Consider the following 18,262-nt stretch of genomic DNA (forward strand, 5'->3'; position numbering starts at 1 on the left):
CGTTTCATACAGAGATATAGACATAAGCTAATTAGAACAGGTTGAATTCAAATGTTGAATCTAGAATCTCTGCCAAAACATCTAGCAATTATTATGGACGGTAATGGTAGGTGGGCAAACAATCAAGGAAGAGTAAGAATTGATGGTTATAGAAAAGGCAGCGAAGTTGCATTTGATATTGCTAAACATTGCACAACCTTAGCCATATCTTACTTAACTTTGTATGCATTTTCCATGGAAAATTGGCTCAGACCTGAAAACGAAACAGACTACCTATTTGATTTATTTTACTCCGCTTTAACTAATGAAGATAAAATCAATTTCATTTGCAATTGTAACATTAAGTTAAATTTTATTGGCAATTTAAGTCTATTGCCCAGTAAACTATTTGATCAAATCAAAAAAGCAGAAGAAGTGACACATAAGAACGATGGTCTATTACTCACTGTTGCAGTTAGTTATGGAGCAAAGCAGGAAATTATACATGCTATCAACAACATCATAAAAGGAAATATTGATTGCGTATTGGAAGACGAATTTGAAAAATTTCTGTATACTAAAGATTTACCAAAATTGGATTTATTAATTCGCACTGGTGGTGAAAAAAGGTTAAGCAACTTTTTATTATGGCAAGCAGCTTATGCTGAACTGTATTTTTGTGATACTTTGTGGCCTGATTTTTCTTGTCAAGATTTGAACAGAGCATTAGAAGATTATACAAAAAGAGAGAAGAAATATGGTAGATAATAATTTTATGGTTAGAATATTGTCCTCAATAGTAATATTACTCATATTTTCTTTTGCTACATATTTCAGTAATTTATCATTTTATCTACTAATTTTCTCAATTGCAGTTCTGTCTTCTTTTGAATGGTATAACCTAACTAAGGGCAATAAAATCTTATATATTTTCGCATTACTATTAATTGCACTACCAAATGCCTCGCTAATATACCTCTATAACTTACCACAGGGAAAATATACATTAATATGGCTCATCTTAACCATCTGGAGTATCGACATTGCTGCCTATTTTTTCGGCAAAAATTTTGGTAAAACTAGGATTTGTCCAATCATTAGCCCAGGTAAAACTTGGTTAGGACTTTTTGGTGCAGTTTTAGCTGGAGTAGTGTGTACAATTTTTGGCTCAATATTTTTAGGTTTATTTCCAATTTTTTATTCTCCAATAATTGGCTTTACAATTGCTATTCTAGGCCAAATTGGCGATTTTACTGAGTCACTCATCAAAAGGGTTTACAATGTTAAAGATAGTGGAGGTATAATACCTGGCCATGGAGGAGTACTTGACCGTATGGACGGTTTCATCTTTACTGCACCCTTTATTGCTATTTACATAAGCTAAAAAATGAAGCGCTATTAACCTTTGGTTCTTTTCTTCTTATTCATTGCTTTCACCTCAACAGATTGAAATTCTTCGGAGTTTACTATTTCACTCATGGGCTTACTGCAATAAGGACAATACATTTCTCCTTCTTTATGTAAATATACTACTGGATGACCAGAATCATCATCATTCTCATCACCACGGCAGCAAACTATTAGATTATTATCTCTCGCTTCTGACATACTGCTCCTTTAGTTTATAGTATTTTGTACATCGAGCATACCCGCTTCGAAGTGGAGAAAACAACAAATATTTATTCTCCATTTTTTACCCTATTTAGGTTAATCAATTCGCTTTCTACACTTTTTGATACAAAATTGCTAACATCTCCTCCTAATCTCGCTATTTCCTTTACAAAACTTGATGAGATAAATTGAGTGTCCTCAGATGCAGGAAGAAATATAGTTCCGATTTCAGGAAGGAGTTTATAATTTATCCAACTCATTTGAAATTCATAATCAAAGTCTGACACTGCTCTCAGTCCTCTGATAATAAAAGAGGCATTCTGCTTTTTGGCAAACTCCATTAATAATCCATTGAAAGATATGACATCTGCATCAATTCCTAGTCCTTTCAATTCATTTTTAGCCATACTTGCGCGTAGGCTTATATTAAAGTTAGTATGTTTATTAACATTTTCTGCAACACCTACTATCAACTTATCGACTAGCTTACATGCTCTTTTTATTATGTCAAGATGCCCAAAAGTTATAGGATCAAACGTACCAGGATAAATTCCTATTTTGTTATTAATGTTCATTTTTTGTTTCTATACTTCAAAAACTTTTGATGGACATGATAACGGTTTTTGTCTAAAAATGAAAGTACGTAGTTGGCCTGATAGCTCAGTTGGTAGAGCAAAGGACTGAAAATCCTTGTGTCGCTGGTTCGATTCCTGCTCAGGCCACATTTTTTTTCTTAATGTTCTATAATATATTATAATATTAATGTGATTATTTAGGAAATAATGTATAAATGTTACAATAGAATATTTAATATACTATTAATTACATTTCTACTATTAAGTAATATCGCTTGTAGTGAAAAAGCCAACAAAAAATCATCTACTTTGACAGCGGAGAATGCAGTAAATTATAATATAATTGTTGGTTTATTGAAAACAGATGAATCTCAAGATATCTATGAGATATTCAATAACTTTGGGGTTAAAACTATACTCATTGACTACGACAAAATAATTAATCTAAAAGAAATCCAAGAAGAGTTCGCAAAACAAGATGAAATATTGGCAAAAAAGCTGATACTAGATCGAATAAAAGTTGAAGTTGCAAAATTTATCAAAGAGCAAAAGATAAACAGAATATTTATTTCAGATAACTTTCATTCACCTCTTAACCCTTACCGCCAGCTTGTGAATGAAGAAATTGTAAAAATAGTAGATGACAATCCTACAATTCATTTGCTTGCCATATGTGGTGGTTTACAAGACATTATGCATGCAAAAGAAATTGAAATAACAAGTGTTGTTGGTGATGAGAAGAATCATTTAAAATCAGCACAAAAAGGGAATATACCTCTTCAGCAGATAAAGATTGTTCCAGGCAGTCGTTTGGAGGAAGTAGTAGCTAAGTTTTTACTACCTAATCAAAATGGCTGGTTTTCAACTTATTTTCCGAATGCTCATTCAGGTACAGTAAGTAATACTACAGAAAATAGAAGAAGACTAGAGCTGCTTGGATATAAAATTGCAGCATTTGCCAATGACGGAGTAATAGAAGCTATCGAGGATAAGCATGGTAATATTTACTTTCAAAGTCATCCAGAAGCCCTTGTTATCAAATCAGATAAAAACTCTTGTTTGTCAAGCCAAAAGGCATGTCAGGTTTCAACACTAGTTGCTATAGCGATTATAAATGATTTTCTTCATCGCGTTTAATGCTAAAATAAGGAAAATCATTTAATGTCATGCCAGCACCCTTTTTCTTGTCATTCCAGCGCGTGACGCCGGAATCCAGTTTTTCATTTCATCAAATTTAGCATAAGCTCAAGTTTACTTGTAAATTTTTCTGGATGCCAGTGTCTGGGCACTGGCATGACATTATGGAATTTGGGCTCCAGTGTCAACTACTCTAATGACACCATCATAAAGGAGCCAGTGTCAGCTACTTGCATGACACCTGATTATGAAAGAAATCTAATGATTTATATAAACCCCATAGCGTGCCGAATGAAGCGTTTTTTAAGAAAATCTGAATTTTCAACTACCATTAAGCCAAACGCTCTAGCACAAAATATTCTGTTGGAAAATATTCTATTTAGTCCATCAGTTGCAAGTGCCATGGTGAAATTGTCAAAGTATCTATCACGTGAAATTTTCTTCAACAGATAATTACTGCCAACATCAATACCAGAGGATTTTGCAGCAGTTATTTGTCTAATAACACTCTCTACATCTCTCATTCCAAGGTTAAGTCCTTGACCTGCAACCGGGTGGATTGAATGTGCTGCATCGCCAATCAGCAAAATTCTGCTTTTATGCAGCTTTCTTGCAAAAGAAAAACTCAAAGGATAGAATCTCCTTTCACCCTCTAATTCAATTTCTCCCAAATAAGAACCAAATCTTTTTTTGAGTTCTATGACAAATTCCTCTTCGAATAAGCTCATCAGCATTTTTGAAATTTCGCATTTTTCTGTCCAAACTATTGAAGAAGTATAGCCACCTTTCATTGGCAAAATTGCAAATGGACCACCAGGAAAAAACCTCTCTACAGCTAAGTTTTGGTGATGTAATTCATGTTTTACATTAAATACCATGCTATTTTGTTTATAATCAAATTTTATCATTGGTATAGAAAACAACTCTGGCAACTTAGAGTTTTTACCTTCAGCACAGATAAATAGTGATGATATCAATTTTTGATCATTATCAAGAGTAACTTCCACGCATCCTTCGTCACAAGCGATTGTTTTATAGGAACGTGGAGAATATATATTGAGTTTATGCAAAAAATTGTTATTGATTGCATTCCATATAATAGCGCTCTTGATTACATAGCCCATTGGCTCTTCACCAACCATTTTATGATCATAATGCACAGTAAATGGACTATCTCCATCTAATATGCATATATCAAATATTGGTTCAGCTTCGCCTTCTAAGATCCGCCAAATCCCTAATTTTTCTAGTATTTTTTTTGACCCTTGAGAAATGGCAAATGCTCGATTATCATCAACTGCACGTGGTAAACTATTTTTCTCAATTACGGCTACAGATACAGAGTCATTACTCACGCCAATAGCAGTAATAAGACCAATTAGCCCACCACCTGAAATGATTACATCGTAATTCATTTTATTCACCTAAAATTACATTTTATTTATTTTGAAGATAATTTAAACAAACTTTGTAGATACTGGATTTCTTATTACTATCTTAAGATAACTAAGATAGTAATAAAGTATTAATTATTTTGTACTAAGGTAGATCTAATTTTATTAAAGGAAACAATTTATGACTACAAATTGTAAAGAAGAATTATTAAATTGCATTTCTAGGTACAGAGGAGAACTCGCAGAAAACAAAGCAGGGATTAAACAAGCTATAACTCACGATAAAATTAATAATATAAGCGATTACTTTTATCAGGGTGATAAAATCTGCGAAAAAGAGCTGTTTAACATAGAAGGTGAGTGTCAAGATACAAAATATGGTAGTCGACAAGAATATACGTATGATGAGTGGAAGGAAAAAATTGAAAAACCTCATGCTAAAGATTTACTACAAATGTTACAAAAGGAAGTAAAAGATAAAATATTAAAGAATTTTGAGGATTATAAAAAGTATCATGAAAATGCTACTGAAGATATAAAAAGAGAATTAGAACCTGTACATGATCTCAAGAAAGGAATAAACTAAGAGATAATGTATATAAGTTAGGATATATGAGGAGTGTATACCCAAGTGATATAAGTCGGGAAAGATTTGAGATTATATTACCAGATCTAGAATCCTGTAGAAAAAAAACAAAACCAAGAAAACTGGATTTATATGAGTTATTTTGCGGTGTACTTTATGTGCTAAAAAGTGGCTGTCAGTGGCGAATGCTACCAAAAGAGTTTCCAAAATGGCGCAATTGTTACGATTACTTCAAGAGATGGAGTAAAAAACCGAATGAAGATAGAGAAAGTGTTCTAGAAATTGTCTTAAAAAAAATTAGTTGGAGAGGTTCGTTTCAACAGTGGTCGGAATACAAAAACAAGCTTCTGCATCATTGATGCTCAAAGTGTAAAAAACACCGATATTGCTGAAGAAAAAGGTTATGATGCCGGCAAGAAAATTTCAGGAATAAAGCGTCATATTGCAGTAGATACGCAAGGTTTGCCACATGCAATTTATATTACTACAGCTAATATCGGAGATCGTACTGCTGCTGTAGAGATGATTTGTAACGCAAGAAAAAATCTTTCCGAAGTTCAAAATATACTAGTTGATGCAGGTTATACAGGAGAAAATTTTGCAACTCAAATAAAAACGACTATTGGTGCAACCGTTGAAGTAATAAAACGAAGTGAATTACATACCTTTGTTGTATTGCCAAAAAGGTGGGTTGTAGAGCGTTCTTTTGCTTGGCTGGAAAAGTGTAGACGGTTATGGAAAAATTGCGAGCGTAAACTCAATACTAGCCTACAAATGGTCGTTCTAGCTTTTACTGCCTTGCTCCTCAAAAGATTATGAACAGGCTCTTAGACATAGATTCGAAATTAAAGGCAATATTCAGAGAAAAGCAACAACCAGAAACTGATGAAACTCGAGCATATTATGATGTTATACGAGCTTTATATAAAAATGGAGACATGAGCTCTCAATTAAAGTGCAATGATCTTGATTGTTTTAATAGAACAATAGAAGATAATCTATCTCAAAAACAATCAGAGCTAGCTGCTATAAAGGATGACTTTTTGGATAATACGCAAAATATTTTTAAACATATTCAAGTTGAAGATAGTATTTTTTAGAGAAATAAGATTATGCTATTTTTTTAATGAAATTTCTTAAGTGGTAGATTATTTTTTACAGCTACAGCTGAGGTAGCTGTCACTACCTGAAATGTAACAAATAAAATACTAATCTTAAATATTGCTATATTTCACGATAGTTTCTTAACTTGACGCACATGCTTTTTTGAACATTCTCGTTTGTCAAATAGTTTCTGGCATACCATACAATCTGTACTGCAGGTTTTAACTTACTTTTGCGCAATATTGATCATTCTTGAAAAGCAATCTAACATTTTTTATTCCTTGATTACGAAGCTTTGATGCAGCTGATTTAGCCGCTTGAGCGTTTACAAAAAATGCTACGTATCCCTTGCTTTCTGCACTGTTTTGTTTTGGGTGACGTTTCTGCATTTCTTTTTCATATTGCTTTTTGTAATGAGGAGTATTTTGTATCAATTGTTCTGACCTCTTTCTTAAGTACTCGACTTTTACCTTCGCAAGCCCAGACTTATGAAGTCCTAAAACTTGTGCTGCCTTTTCTGATAAGTCTATTATTCTGCCTTCAACAAACGGCCCCCTATCATTAACTCGTATAATAAGCTTTCTTCCATTTTCTAAGTTAGTAACACGAACGAAGCAGGGTAGGGGCAGAGTCTTATGTGCTGCAGAAATCAAGTGACGGTTAAATACTTCACCGTTTGCTGTAATTGTGCCATGATCTTCTATTCCATACCACGATGCTATTCCCACTTCTTCGTAACAGCTACAGTATTTTGGATGATAAGTTATACCATTTATTGTATAGCTATTGCCAATTTTATAATGACCTGCAGTGTGATTACACCTATTGCTAAAACTACAACTACTCATCAAAACGAATATTAGACATAGAAAGGCTAGGTTTTTTATCATTGTATTTAGTGAAATGGTTCGATACCATGAGGATTTTAAATTATACTATAATAAATTTAGTAATAAGTAAACGTCTACTGCCAAATATGCACAGCACTAAAAAAGAAGTAATACATATAATCGGTATAGGTGGAATTGGAATGAGCGCAATTGCTGAAATTCTTCATAATTCCAGTTATAAAGTTCAAGGCAGTGATACGCGATCAAACGACAATATAGATAGGTTACAAAAATTAGGTATAGAGGTCTATATTGGTCACGATGCAAGTAGTATTAGACGAGCTCAAATAGTTGTACATTCTTCCGCAATAAAACCTGATAATGTGGAGCTAGTTGCAGCAAGAAATAACAATAAAACCGTTTTGCATAGGTCAGACATGCTGGCTAAAATTATGAAAGGTAAATATGTGATAGCGGTTTCAGGTTCAAGTGGCAAGACGACGACGACAGCTATGATTGCTTCCATTTTTGATCATTCTGGTGTTGACGTCACTGTAATTATTGGAGGAATATTAAATTCCTATCAGAGTAATTCAAAACTTGGCAAGAGTAACATTTTTTTAATCGAGGCTGATGAGTCTGATGGAACTATGTTAAAAATTCCTGCAGATATTGCTGTTGTAACAAGTATTAATGACGACCATATAGACCATTACGGTACATTTAACGACATCAAAAATGCGTTTTCTCGATTTGTAAACAACGCGAATTTTGCTGTTTTGCCTGATTCTGCAGACATCAATCATGATTCAAGTAATTCTATAACGTTTGGGTTTGGAAATGGTAAGATTAGAGCTAGCAACATCAAACAACACAATAATAGCATAGAATTTGACGTGCTGATTAGTATAAACGAAAGTAATCGTATTCCATTGTCAACTACTCAAATAATTAAGAGTAATGGGGCAAAAGTAGCTCTTGATTCGTCATTTCAATGCTTGAAACTGGATTCTCATTTCAATGTTAAGAAAAATACTATAGAATTAAAGAGGACAATCCCTAGAAAATCTCTACATTCAAAAAAAAGTAAATCGTCTATTTGAACGAGCTAGCGCAAAAGTAAGCTAAATTTTTTAGGGTACAAAAACAGTAAGAAATAGTTATTTTTTCATTCAATTTTCTTTTTAAGCTCTGTTACATTAGATTAGATGATTAAGAATATAGCTTTAATCACAGGGACCACGCTCTAAGTGATCTGGAGGAAATACATATAGAGCAACCAGTAAAGTTTAAGACCACAATAACTAGAAATAAGAAGAATCTATATAGTAATCTCTCCAGACCTTGAAAACAATAAGTAGACAGCAAATTAGAGCTACTGCAGAAAAAACAAGAATAGCTGTGCTAATTGCTTGACCATTGTAAACGTAGCTTGTTAAGCCGATAAAAATAGCCATAACAAAAGCTCTAATGAACGAGAGTGAAGAAGAAGCCGTACCTTTAATTTCAGGAAAAACATTTATTGATGCGTTAAAAACCACTGGCTGGCATATTGCACAACCAATAGAAAAAACAATCATAGATAGTGTTACCAAGTAAAAAGAATGGGGCATGATTACACTGAGTATTACAAGCAATAGAGATCCGATAGCACCCACGCTCGTACCAGAAATTACACACCATACTGCTCCAAATTTTTTTAGGATCTTAATGGAAAATAGGCTAATTAGTGAGAAGGATCCAACTATTGCACCTTGATGTAGTGCATAAATAGTGCTGGATAAACCAAAAGTTTCCATATACAAAAAAGGTCCGCAAGTAATGAATGACATATAAGTAGCAGAGAAGAGGCTCTGCTGCAAAGACAGCAGCATAAATTTTGAACTCGATAATAATTTTTTGTAATCTTTCATCATTTTTTTAGACTAAAAATATCACGGTCCTTTTTTGTTTCTGGTAACAGAAAAAGCAGCAAAGCCCAAGAGATAAAACACAGTATTGCAACACTTGCGTAATTTCCACGCCACCCAACAATTTCGTTAATGAAACTGCCTAACACTGGTGCAATTGCCATGATAATTGTTAGAACAGAATTCATGATCCCGATAAACTTCACCGCTTCTTCACCTTTATAGATGTCTGCAATAATTGCAAACACAACCACAGATGTGCTTGCACCAATGCCTTGAATAAAGCGGGAAATTAGAAGATAAAAAACTGATGGTGCAACAACACAACCAACAGCACCAATTAATAGAAAAGTATTACCTATGATCATCATTCTCCTTCTGCCATAACATTCAGATAATGGACCAAAAAACAACCCTCCTATGCAAAAGCCTAAAAAATTATAAGCAATAGTTAATTGAATTGTGCCTTCCGGTACGTTAAAATAGCGTACTATATCAGGAAAACTAGGTACAGAAATATCAATTTCAATGAACTTAGCAATTAGAGATAGGATTAATAGGAACGGTAGTAACACTTTAAATCTTTAATTAATGAATAAAAATATCACATTTAAAGCGTTGAAAGAAGAACATTTTTCACTATTATCAAGATGGCTAGAGGCACCCCATATAAAGAAGTGGTGGGATGCGGATGTAAATTGGACACCAGAGTTAATTGAGAAAAAATATATCAATTATGTTAAAGGATTCAAACGCTTGAAGTTTGAAACACAAATTATTGAAAAATCAATGCATTCATTCATTATTAGTTATGATGGAGTTGATATTGGTTATATTCAATATTATAACAAACATGATTTCCCACCTGAACAGGGCTACGATACTTCAGAGCTTCCAGAAAGTTGTGCTGCTATAGACTGGTATATAGGAGAGCACGATTACGTGGGCAGAGGCATTGGTACACAAACTTTGATGTATTTTTTTAATGAATTTGTCTTTAAAGTTTATGAGAATGCCTTTGTCGACCCAGATACAGCGAATGTTCGTGCAATCCATGTTTACGAAAAAGTTGGCTTTAAAAAAATTATGGAGAGTAATGGTGCGATTTTAATGATTAAGGCAAGAATTTCTGATTAAATTATTACAAGTGGTTTATAAAAACATACAAGAGGCTTTATACAAACTTAACATAATTTTATCATAAAAATATCATTATTAAGTCCTATATAAGAACAAATTTTGGCACTCAGTGAATCTTTTTTAACTAACTATGAACTTGATTAATTGGAAAATAAATTTTACTTACTTTTACAATACCTTAAAATCTAATATCACTTTATCAGCAAAGATATCACAATAGGCTAGTATGTTCTTTACTCTTTTCCTCAAAATATTACCTATTTACATTACAATACTTATTGGTTACTTAGCAGGAAGATATCTTAAAATTGATAGAAATACTATATCTCAAATACTCTTTTATATAGCTAATCCAATAGTGATTTTATACGGAGTATCTCATACAGAAGTTAATTTAAAAGTAATTTCTCTGCCGATTTTGATATGGTTTATAGGTAGTACTATGTCCTTATCAGTGTATTATCTTTCTTCTTTTTTATTTAAGGACAACACGAGAAACATATTAGCGTTTAGCTCGGGCAGCACAAGCATGGGTTATTTTGGTCTACCGATTGCCATGGCTTTATTTGATGAAGATTCAGTGTCTGTGTATGTTGTCTGTTACATAGGAATGGCACTATTTGAAAATAGCTTGGGATTTTATATAGCTGCAAATGGTATCTATACTGCAAAAGAATGCGTATTAAAGTTACTCAAACTTCCTTCATTATATGCGATGATTCTAGGTTTCTTTTTAAGTATATATGATATACAAATACCCACTTTTTTGACAGATGTTATGATAAATATTAGAAGTACATTTATCACATTAGGAATGGTGCTGCTTGGAGTAAGTATTGCACAAATTACAAATTTTAAAGTAGATTGGAAGCTTGCTTTGACCACTATTGTAGCAAAGTACATATTCTGGCCGTTATTTGTTTTGGGAATTGTCTTACTAGACAAGCATGTTACAGGTATATATGATGAAAGCATCTATAAAGCACTGATGTTACTGGCTATTATTCCGATTTCTGGATCCAGTATAATACTTGCTAATATTTTAAATTATCAACCAGATAAAGCTACTTTATTGCTCCTAATTAGTACTGCAGTGGGACTATTTTATGTTCCACTTATAATATCATTATTTTTTACTAAACTTGTCCCTTTTTGATCAAAAATTTAAGCGCTAGCCTATTCATAAAACTTGAATTTAGACTAGACTTCTTGGATAATCATAAAAGGAACTAATCCCTTTTTCCTCTCCTTTCTTATTTTTCACACAGAATAGCATGATCAAAGTTATCAACTGATGGAATTTTCACAATAACAGCAATAACAGTAAGATGTCCTACACTTTAGCAGGTCTATAGTTGAATTTTGATGTTCTATAAGCAACAAACAAATATAACTTATCTTTTTAACTTAACACCTATGCTTTCTTTCAAATTTCCATCAAAAAGTAACATTACCCCCTCCAGTCAATCTTTCTGCTTCATTTCGTGAAATCAATGCCTCAATAAATTCATCTAGTTCACCTTCTTTTATAATCTGTTCTAATTGATGTGAAGTTAGATTAATTCTATGATCTGTTATTCTTGATTGTGGAAAGTTATAAGTTCTTATACGTTCAGAGCGATCCCCAGAGCCAATTTGGCTTTTCCTCATTGTTGACCTTTCCATTTCTTTTTTTTGTCTTTCAATTTCGTATAGCCTTGCTCTCAATACTTTGAGCGCTTTAGCTTTATTTTTGTGCTGCGATTTTTCATCTTGCTGTATTACAACTATCCCTGTTGGCAAGTGGGTGACCCTTACTGCGCTGTCAGTTGTATTCACTGATTGCCCTCCAGGACCACTGGATCTATAAACATCTATGCGTAAGTCTTTTTCTTCTATTTCAAAGTCAACCTCTTCTACTTCAGGTAATATTGCAACAGTAGCTGCGGAAGTGTGCAATCTTCCTGAGGATTCAGTTTCTGGCACTCTTTGTACTCTGTGCACCCCTGACTCAAATTTCAGTCTTGCAAAAACTTCTGTTCCATTAATGAGTGCAGAAGCTTCCTTATAGCCACCTATACCTGTATTAGAAATACTTATTGGCTCAAACTTCCAATTTCTTCTTTCTGCATATTTTTGATACATACGAAATAACATCGCTGCAAATAATGCTGCTTCTTCTCCGCCTGTGCCTGCCCTAATTTCTAATATTGCATTTCTTGAGTCATCTTCATCTTTGGGTAATAATGCCAACTTTAGTTTTGCTTTTACTTTCGGTAATAGTATCTTTTGCTTCTCAAGAAGTTCTTCTTTTGCTAACTCTTTTATATCACCCTCGCTGTTCTCATCTTTCATGATTTCTTCTAAATCTGAAATTTCCTCTTTTAATATATTATATTCATCGATTATCTCGATAATTGGTCTGAGTTCAGAGTATTCCTTTGAAAAACTAACGAATTCTTTTTGACTCAAATTGGTAGGGTTTTCCAGATTTCTCTCTACATCAGAGAACTTTTTTTTTAAGTCTTGTAAATTATTCTCTATATCCATATAGTACAGGTCTAGTTTTCAGCTGTTTAAGTAAGTAATATATACTGAAATAAAAAATTTCTTATATCAAGCAATAACACTATAATTGTCTCGAATATTTCTACCTAAGTATAATGGCAAAACAGATAACATCAATCTGCAGCTTCATATTTGGAGCTTCAGACAAAAAATCATTACCAGATGAGTCAGCTCCAGAGATTGCATTTGCTGGTAGATCAAACGTAGGAAAATCGAGTTTAATCAACTTGCTGATAAACAGCAAAAAAGCTGCAAGAGCTTCTTCTAAACCTGGATGTACTAGACAAATAAATTTTTACTCTATGTACAATGATAAGTTTAGGATTGTCGACCTACCGGGTTATGGCTATTCTTGTGCAAGCAAGGAAGAAGCAGTACAATACTTAAACCTAATTGAGTACTATCTAATTCACAGGAGAAATCTAAAAAGAGTGTTTGTGCTTATAGATAGCAAGGTAGGATTAAAAGAAATAGACAAAGACTTTGTTTATTGGTTAATATGTAATAATATTAACTTTAACATTGTGCTAACAAAAATAGATAAAGTGAGTCAGGAAAGCCTAGATGCTGTCCTAGAAAATACTCAAAAGTGGGTTAATAATGAGCATGTGTCAATTCATCAAATAAGCATTCGTGTTAAGCATAAAATAACCAAGGTAAGAGATGAGTTTTTCAAATTTACAAGATAAAAAAATGAAAAGTGATGAATCTTTAAATGGTAAGATGCCATTGAAGGAAAAAGCAGAAATATTATTTGAAGTGCTGTCTAACATACCTAAATTTGTAGGCGAAACTTTTATCATCAAATGCAGCAGCGTAATAATCTCAGATGAAACGCTGCTTAGTGCTTTTGCGCATAATGTTGTCCTGTTGAAACAGCTTGGTATAAATCCGGTGGTAGTTCATGACGGAGAATATGAAATTAACTCAGTGTTAAAAATGCTAGGTATGAATGATAAGTTTATAAATGGTGTCAGACTTACAGACAAAAGCACTATGAAAATCATTGAAATGGCACTGTGTGGTTCAATTAATAAAAAAATTGTTCAGCATATAAATTCTGCTGGTGGTTCAGCTATTGGATTATGTGGAAAAGATGGCAACCTCATAAAAGCTGAAAAGATAAGCACTACGCTTAGGGAAAACAGATTAAATAATATTGAAAAAATACTAGACATGGGATTTATCGGTAGACCAACTGAAATCAATCCTGATATATTATTCTTTATTGAAGAATCAGATTCTATACCAGTTATTGCACCTATCGGTTATGGAAAAAATGGAGAAACATATCATATTGATGCTGATAGCACTGCAAGTGCAATTGCACTTGCAGTTTACGCGTCTAAAATGATAATCTTGAGTGATACAGATGAAGAAATAAACAAAATTGGCAATAGAAGAGTTTTGATTAAAAATTTAAAAGAATCGATTGATTGCGGCAAAATTAAAGGAGAAAAATTTGTTGAAAGGCTTATGTCATATACTAAAATGGTAGAAGAATGTGCAGGGGTTGTTCACATAGTTGATGGTAGAGTAGCTAACATTATACTTGATTTATTTACTGAGAATAATTCAGGTATATCAATAATGGATGATTAATAGCTGTACTGCTTATAATCATATGAACGTTGAAAATTTGGGAATAACTTATGTCAAATTCCTATTCTATTTTCCGGTTTTTTAGGTTTTTTTTCTTGCAAGCATAATAGTTTCGTATACATAATGAAACCAAATGTTATTTTTAGCTTGATAACAGAGGAAAATAAAGAGGGCTTGGGTGTAACACTCAAATAATGATTTACCTTATGGATACCGCTAGAAAAGTTGATTAAGGTATACAATTCTCTTTGCGTCAAGTTACTCAAGACATCGAATCTACAAACGTCTTGGATTGCATGCGTTTGGTCAATTTGAGTGCTTTAAATGAAAGGCAAAAATTGAGCATACTACGTCTCTGTACACAGTATCTTTAATGTAAGTGTTCATGTGATTCCACAGATAATCTCTGTTTTTTTATTCTATCTGTCCATTTATCATTTTCTATATCTTGTTTGTTGGTTGCTTTTTCTTCTTGCTCAACAATTGCCTTATCTATCTTCTGATGAACTGCATCAATTGAATTAATCGCACCTTTTTTTTCGTATATTTCGCTTTTTCCTTCGATAATTAAATTGCTAAAAATATTTACAACAGACTGCACTTGATTATGATTAATATGGCCTCTTATCAAAGAAGGTAAAGATCCTAATACTTCTGATGCTATTTTACCTTGAAAGGAAAGCCCTAAATTATCTGCTACTTCACTTATTAATAACTCTCTGTTTTCTTTATTATCTTCCAGTTTAGCATAATCACTCAATAGATCCATAACGGTAGGCACCTTGGTTGCAATAAAATCATCAACATCTTCTATAGCAGAACCTGATCTCAACAATCTGTTTCTGAGATTTTCGCTTAAAAGATTGATAAACCTTTCATTTGCATCCGATCCTATAGTAGATATTGTACCATCTAAATAATTACTTTGAGCACCGAAGTTACGCTCTATTTGTATTTTTGTCTCAGGTTTAAATCCTAATTTTGCACAGAATTTCTGAAAATATTCTTTAATAATGTCAAATAAGCTCTTGCCATTATCTTTATAATTTTTTAACACTTCAGGAATAGTGAGTGATAATTTACCTTCTTTATATATTATATCATCTTTGTCATCTTGAGATTCGAGTGTGAATTCTAATGAGCTGGATAGGTCACATATTTTCTCTTCCGGATTGTCAAACGTGGTTATAGGTATTGCCATATCAGATTTCACTTTTATTCGATTGTGGTCAGTGCAGTAAATGTTTAGCGCTTTTTTAGGACTATGTGGAGTTAAGCTACAACTACTGAGTGCTGCATGAGATTCATTAAATATACCAGCTCCATATCCTGCTTGATTACAATTGGTGACCAGCTCTTCTAAAATAGCATCACTTGGAACTTCTGCTTCAGCATATTTAAACATTTCTTTAAAAGTTTCCTTTGCAAATGGACGATAATTTTTTTCTCCCTTCTTTAGTAGTAATACCAATTCCCGCTATACAAGCAACGAATAGACAATAATGGAAAAAAAGCCATACTGGAGTAAGTAAAATAGCGAGGTTTAGATGGCATTAAGATCAAAATTATTGGATGAAAAAGTGGTGGAATCAGCAAAAGAGATGCTGAAGAAAGTAATACCAATTCCCGCTATACAAGCAACGAATAGACAATAATGGAAAAAAAGCCATACTGGAGTAAGTAAAATAGCGAGGTTTAGATGGCATTAAGATCAAAATTATTGGATGAAAAAGTGGTGGAATCAGCAAAAGAGATGCTGAAGAAAGTAAGAAATAATGCGTATGTTGCAAAAAAACTAAATGCTGTAATTGCAGCAAAAAAGCACAGTATAACAGCTGTAGCAAAAATATGTTGCATTTCGAGAAAGGCAATTACTACATGGATAAAGCACATAAAATTTGGAAGAGAAGAAAAATTATTTTCTCCACCTCAACGCCGTAGAAAAACTATATTGAACCAAAGTCAACTTGAACAAATTGAGGTGTGGATAGAGGAAAACCCCAATATTACTATTAGAGAAATGAGAATAAGAATCCAAGAAAGATTTGGTTTGAATATCAGCAAATCCACAATACATCGTAATATGCAAAGAATGAAATTCTCATATATCACACCAAGACCAGTTCATAGTGGACAGGATAAAAATAAGCAAGAGGAGTTTAAAAAAAAACCTCAATGAAACTATTGTCATGCATTCTGAAAAAGAGCTATTTTTCTTCGATGAATCACGGTTTGGTACACATTCAAAAGTTGGACATGGGTGGTTTAAAAAAGGCAGTAGGACACAGGTTAAGGTAAAATTAGGTAGGGAAAATTTTTATCTCTATAGTGCAGTTAATCCCAGAAATGGAGAGAATTTTAGCTTATTTGCACCAAACGTCAACACTGCTTGTATAAATATATTCCTTGAACAGATGTCGCAATATTTAGGAATACGAAAGGCTTTTCTCGTGATGGATTGCGCTAGTTGGCATAAGTCAAAAAGTTTAAAGATACCTAAAAATATCGAAATTATATACCTACCACCATACTCACCTGACCTCAATCCTGTTGAGAGGTTTTGGTTATATATAAAACAGAACATTTTGCGCAATAAAATCTACGATACAATTGTTCTGCTTGAGAGCGCTTTGTGTAAATTTATTACCTCTCTTTCCCCTTCCACGGTTAAACAACTCTGCAATGCTTCTTATTTGGTTCATTAATAATGAGAGTTGGTATAAGAAATAATGCGTATGTTGCAAAAAAACTAAATGCTGTAATTGCAGCAAAAAAGCACAGTATAACAGCTGTAGCAAAAATATGTTGCATTTCGAGAAAGGCAATTACTACATGGATAAAGCACATAAAATTTGGAAGAGAAGAAAAATTATTTTCTCCACCTCAACGCCGTAGAAAAACTATATTGAACCAAAGTCAACTTGAACAAATTGAGGTGTGGATAGAGGAAAACCCCAATATTACTATTAGAGAAATGAGAATAAGAATCCAAGAAAGATTTGGTTTGAATATCAGCAAATCCACAATACATCGTAATATGCAAAGAATGAAATTCTCATATATCACACCAAGACCAGTTCATAGTGGACAGGATAAAAATAAGCAAGAGGAGTTTAAAAAAAAACCTCAATGAAACTATTGTCATGCATTCTGAAAAAGAGCTATTTTTCTTCGATGAATCACGGTTTGGTACACATTCAAAAGTTGGACATGGGTGGTTTAAAAAAGGCAGTAGGACACAGGTTAAGGTAAAATTAGGTAGGGAAAATTTTTATCTCTATAGTGCAGTTAATCCCAGAAATGGAGAGAATTTTAGCTTATTTGCACCAAACGTCAACACTGCTTGTATAAATATATTCCTTGAACAGATGTCGCAATATTTAGGAATACGAAAGGCTTTTCTCGTGATGGATTGCGCTAGTTGGCATAAGTCAAAAAGTTTAAAGATACCTAAAAATATCGAAATTATATACCTACCACCATACTCACCTGACCTCAATCCTGTTGAGAGGTTTTGGTTATATATAAAACAGAACATTTTGCGCAATAAAATCTACGATACAATTGTTCTGCTTGAGAGCGCTTTGTGTAATTTTATTACCTCTCTTTCCCCTTCCACGGTTAAACAACTCTGCAATGCTTCTTATTTGGTTCATTAATAATGAGAGTTGGTATAAGAACATTGTTTCACCGGAATTCGCTAATTTATTATCTTGATTTGCTCTTAATTTACTAAAATTGAATTCTTTAGCTGTGGCCTTTAATCTAACTAATGGACTTTCCTTTGCCTCTTTCATAATCAACACCTTACTATAAATATGCTGTAAGTTGTACCATATAATGATGA

The 18,262-nt window shown here is 33.1% G+C and carries 16 protein-coding genes, 1 tRNA gene and 4 pseudogenes; 14 read left to right on the forward strand and 7 right to left on the reverse strand.

All coding sequences use genetic code 11. The features are described from left to right. Positions 1 to 51 precede the first annotated feature (51 nt). The gene (uppS, locus tag ABWU62_RS05220; protein ID WP_353287744.1) at positions 52 to 747 is read left to right on the forward strand and encodes a polyprenyl diphosphate synthase; all 696 of its coding nucleotides are present in this window, start codon (positions 52 to 54) and stop codon (positions 745 to 747) included. Then, positions 737 to 1,363 (forward strand): phosphatidate cytidylyltransferase, encoded by a 627-nt coding sequence (locus tag ABWU62_RS05225; RefSeq protein WP_353287745.1) that lies wholly within the window; start codon positions 737 to 739, stop codon positions 1,361 to 1,363. The genes uppS and ABWU62_RS05225 overlap by 11 nt, the downstream gene beginning before the upstream one ends. Positions 1,364 to 1,377: 14 nt before the next feature. Here the strand turns inward: ABWU62_RS05225 and ABWU62_RS05230 are convergent, their stop codons facing one another. Further along, complete coding sequence (locus ABWU62_RS05230) at positions 1,378 to 1,587, reverse strand: zinc-finger domain-containing protein (protein ID WP_353287746.1); 210 nt, start codon at positions 1,585 to 1,587, stop codon at positions 1,378 to 1,380. A 71-nt stretch (positions 1,588 to 1,658) separates the two neighbouring features. Continuing rightward, positions 1,659 to 2,165 carry a pantetheine-phosphate adenylyltransferase gene (gene coaD, locus ABWU62_RS05235; protein ID WP_353287747.1) on the reverse strand — a complete coding sequence of 169 codons (507 nt, stop codon included), beginning with the start codon at positions 2,163 to 2,165 and terminating at the stop codon, positions 1,659 to 1,661. A gap of 74 nt (positions 2,166 to 2,239) precedes the next feature. On the opposite strand from coaD, the gene ABWU62_RS05240 reads away from it, so the two are divergent. After that, positions 2,240 to 2,312, forward strand: a tRNA-Phe gene (locus ABWU62_RS05240). A 60-nt stretch (positions 2,313 to 2,372) separates the two neighbouring features. Next, positions 2,373 to 3,302 carry a gamma-glutamyl-gamma-aminobutyrate hydrolase family protein gene (locus ABWU62_RS05245; protein WP_353287748.1) on the forward strand — a complete coding sequence of 310 codons (930 nt, stop codon included), beginning with the start codon at positions 2,373 to 2,375 and terminating at the stop codon, positions 3,300 to 3,302. 266 nt (positions 3,303 to 3,568) lie between these two features. Here the strand turns inward: ABWU62_RS05245 and ubiH are convergent, their stop codons facing one another. Further along, positions 3,569 to 4,717 (reverse strand): 2-octaprenyl-6-methoxyphenyl hydroxylase, encoded by a 1,149-nt coding sequence (ubiH, locus tag ABWU62_RS05250; RefSeq protein ID WP_353287749.1) that lies wholly within the window; start codon positions 4,715 to 4,717, stop codon positions 3,569 to 3,571. Between the two features lie 160 nt (positions 4,718 to 4,877). Here ubiH and ABWU62_RS05255 point away from each other — a divergent pair, with 160 nt between their 5' ends. The 3 genes from ABWU62_RS05255 to ABWU62_RS05265 all read left to right on the forward strand — a co-directional run bounded on the left by ABWU62_RS05255 (position 4,878) and on the right by ABWU62_RS05265 (position 6,382). Then, positions 4,878 to 5,282: a hypothetical protein gene (locus ABWU62_RS05255; RefSeq protein WP_353287750.1), complete on the forward strand. Its 405-nt coding sequence runs from the start codon at positions 4,878 to 4,880 to the stop codon at positions 5,280 to 5,282. A gap of 26 nt (positions 5,283 to 5,308) precedes the next feature. Continuing rightward, a protein-coding gene (locus ABWU62_RS05260; protein WP_087740684.1) for an IS5 family transposase occupies positions 5,309 to 6,101 on the forward strand; the annotation gives its coding sequence in 2 pieces (ribosomal slippage) (positions 5,309 to 5,572 and positions 5,574 to 6,101; 792 coding nt in all). Continuing rightward, complete coding sequence (locus ABWU62_RS05265; RefSeq protein ID WP_353287751.1) at positions 6,098 to 6,382, forward strand: hypothetical protein; 285 nt, start codon at positions 6,098 to 6,100, stop codon at positions 6,380 to 6,382. Before ABWU62_RS05260 ends, ABWU62_RS05265 begins: the two co-directional genes overlap by 4 nt. 225 nt (positions 6,383 to 6,607) lie before the next feature. On the opposite strand, the gene ABWU62_RS05270 is transcribed toward ABWU62_RS05265, so the two are convergent. After that, entirely contained in the window at positions 6,608 to 7,276 is a 669-nt protein-coding gene (locus ABWU62_RS05270; protein ID WP_353287752.1) for a septal ring lytic transglycosylase RlpA family protein, read from the reverse strand. A 26-nt stretch (positions 7,277 to 7,302) separates the two neighbouring features. On the opposite strand from ABWU62_RS05270, the pseudogene ABWU62_RS05275 reads away from it, so the two are divergent. After that, positions 7,303 to 8,131: pseudogene (locus tag ABWU62_RS05275) on the forward strand (Mur ligase domain-containing protein); the annotation flags it as partial. 389 nt (positions 8,132 to 8,520) lie between these two features. Here ABWU62_RS05275 and ABWU62_RS05280 read toward each other — a convergent pair. After that, positions 8,521 to 9,701, reverse strand: a pseudogene (locus ABWU62_RS05280) (multidrug effflux MFS transporter). 16 nt (positions 9,702 to 9,717) lie between these two features. Here ABWU62_RS05280 and ABWU62_RS05285 point away from each other — a divergent pair. Together ABWU62_RS05285 and ABWU62_RS05290 are read left to right on the forward strand one after the other, a co-directional pair. Continuing rightward, the gene (locus tag ABWU62_RS05285; RefSeq protein WP_353287754.1) at positions 9,718 to 10,263 is read left to right on the forward strand and encodes a GNAT family N-acetyltransferase; all 546 of its coding nucleotides are present in this window, start codon (positions 9,718 to 9,720) and stop codon (positions 10,261 to 10,263) included. Positions 10,264 to 10,492: 229 nt separating this feature from the next. Further along, positions 10,493 to 11,422, forward strand: a complete 930-nt coding sequence (locus ABWU62_RS05290; RefSeq protein ID WP_015588425.1) for an AEC family transporter — start codon at positions 10,493 to 10,495, stop codon at positions 11,420 to 11,422. 281 nt (positions 11,423 to 11,703) lie between these two features. On the opposite strand, the gene prfA is transcribed toward ABWU62_RS05290, so the two are convergent. Continuing rightward, the gene (gene prfA / locus ABWU62_RS05295; RefSeq protein WP_353287755.1) at positions 11,704 to 12,795 is read right to left on the reverse strand and encodes a peptide chain release factor 1; all 1,092 of its coding nucleotides are present in this window, start codon (positions 12,793 to 12,795) and stop codon (positions 11,704 to 11,706) included. A 110-nt stretch (positions 12,796 to 12,905) separates the two neighbouring features. On the opposite strand from prfA, the gene yihA reads away from it, so the two are divergent. Both yihA and argB read left to right on the forward strand, forming a co-directional pair. Next, positions 12,906 to 13,502, forward strand: a complete 597-nt coding sequence (gene yihA / locus ABWU62_RS05300; RefSeq protein ID WP_353288173.1) for a ribosome biogenesis GTP-binding protein YihA/YsxC — start codon at positions 12,906 to 12,908, stop codon at positions 13,500 to 13,502. Beyond that, positions 13,477 to 14,415: an acetylglutamate kinase gene (argB, locus tag ABWU62_RS05305; protein WP_353287756.1), complete on the forward strand. Its 939-nt coding sequence runs from the start codon at positions 13,477 to 13,479 to the stop codon at positions 14,413 to 14,415. The genes yihA and argB overlap by 26 nt, the downstream gene beginning before the upstream one ends. A 370-nt stretch (positions 14,416 to 14,785) precedes the next feature. On the opposite strand, the pseudogene ABWU62_RS05310 reads toward argB, so the two are convergent. Further along, positions 14,786 to 15,862: pseudogene (locus ABWU62_RS05310) on the reverse strand (hypothetical protein); the annotation flags it as partial. A gap of 252 nt (positions 15,863 to 16,114) precedes the next feature. Here ABWU62_RS05310 and ABWU62_RS05315 point away from each other — a divergent pair. Next, positions 16,115 to 17,120 (forward strand): IS630 family transposase gene (locus tag ABWU62_RS05315; RefSeq protein ID WP_353287090.1). Its coding sequence is split into 2 segments (ribosomal slippage): positions 16,115 to 16,576 and positions 16,578 to 17,120, totalling 1,005 coding nucleotides; the frame shifts between segments, so codons are not numbered across the junction. Between the two features lie 14 nt (positions 17,121 to 17,134). After that, positions 17,135 to 18,074: pseudogene (locus ABWU62_RS05320) on the forward strand (IS630 family transposase); the annotation flags it as partial. Positions 18,075 to 18,262: the final 188 nt, after the last annotated feature.

This window comes from Wolbachia endosymbiont (group B) of Gerris lacustris, assembly GCF_964028355.1.
In the GTDB taxonomy this organism is placed as follows: Bacteria; Pseudomonadota; Alphaproteobacteria; order Rickettsiales; family Anaplasmataceae; genus Wolbachia.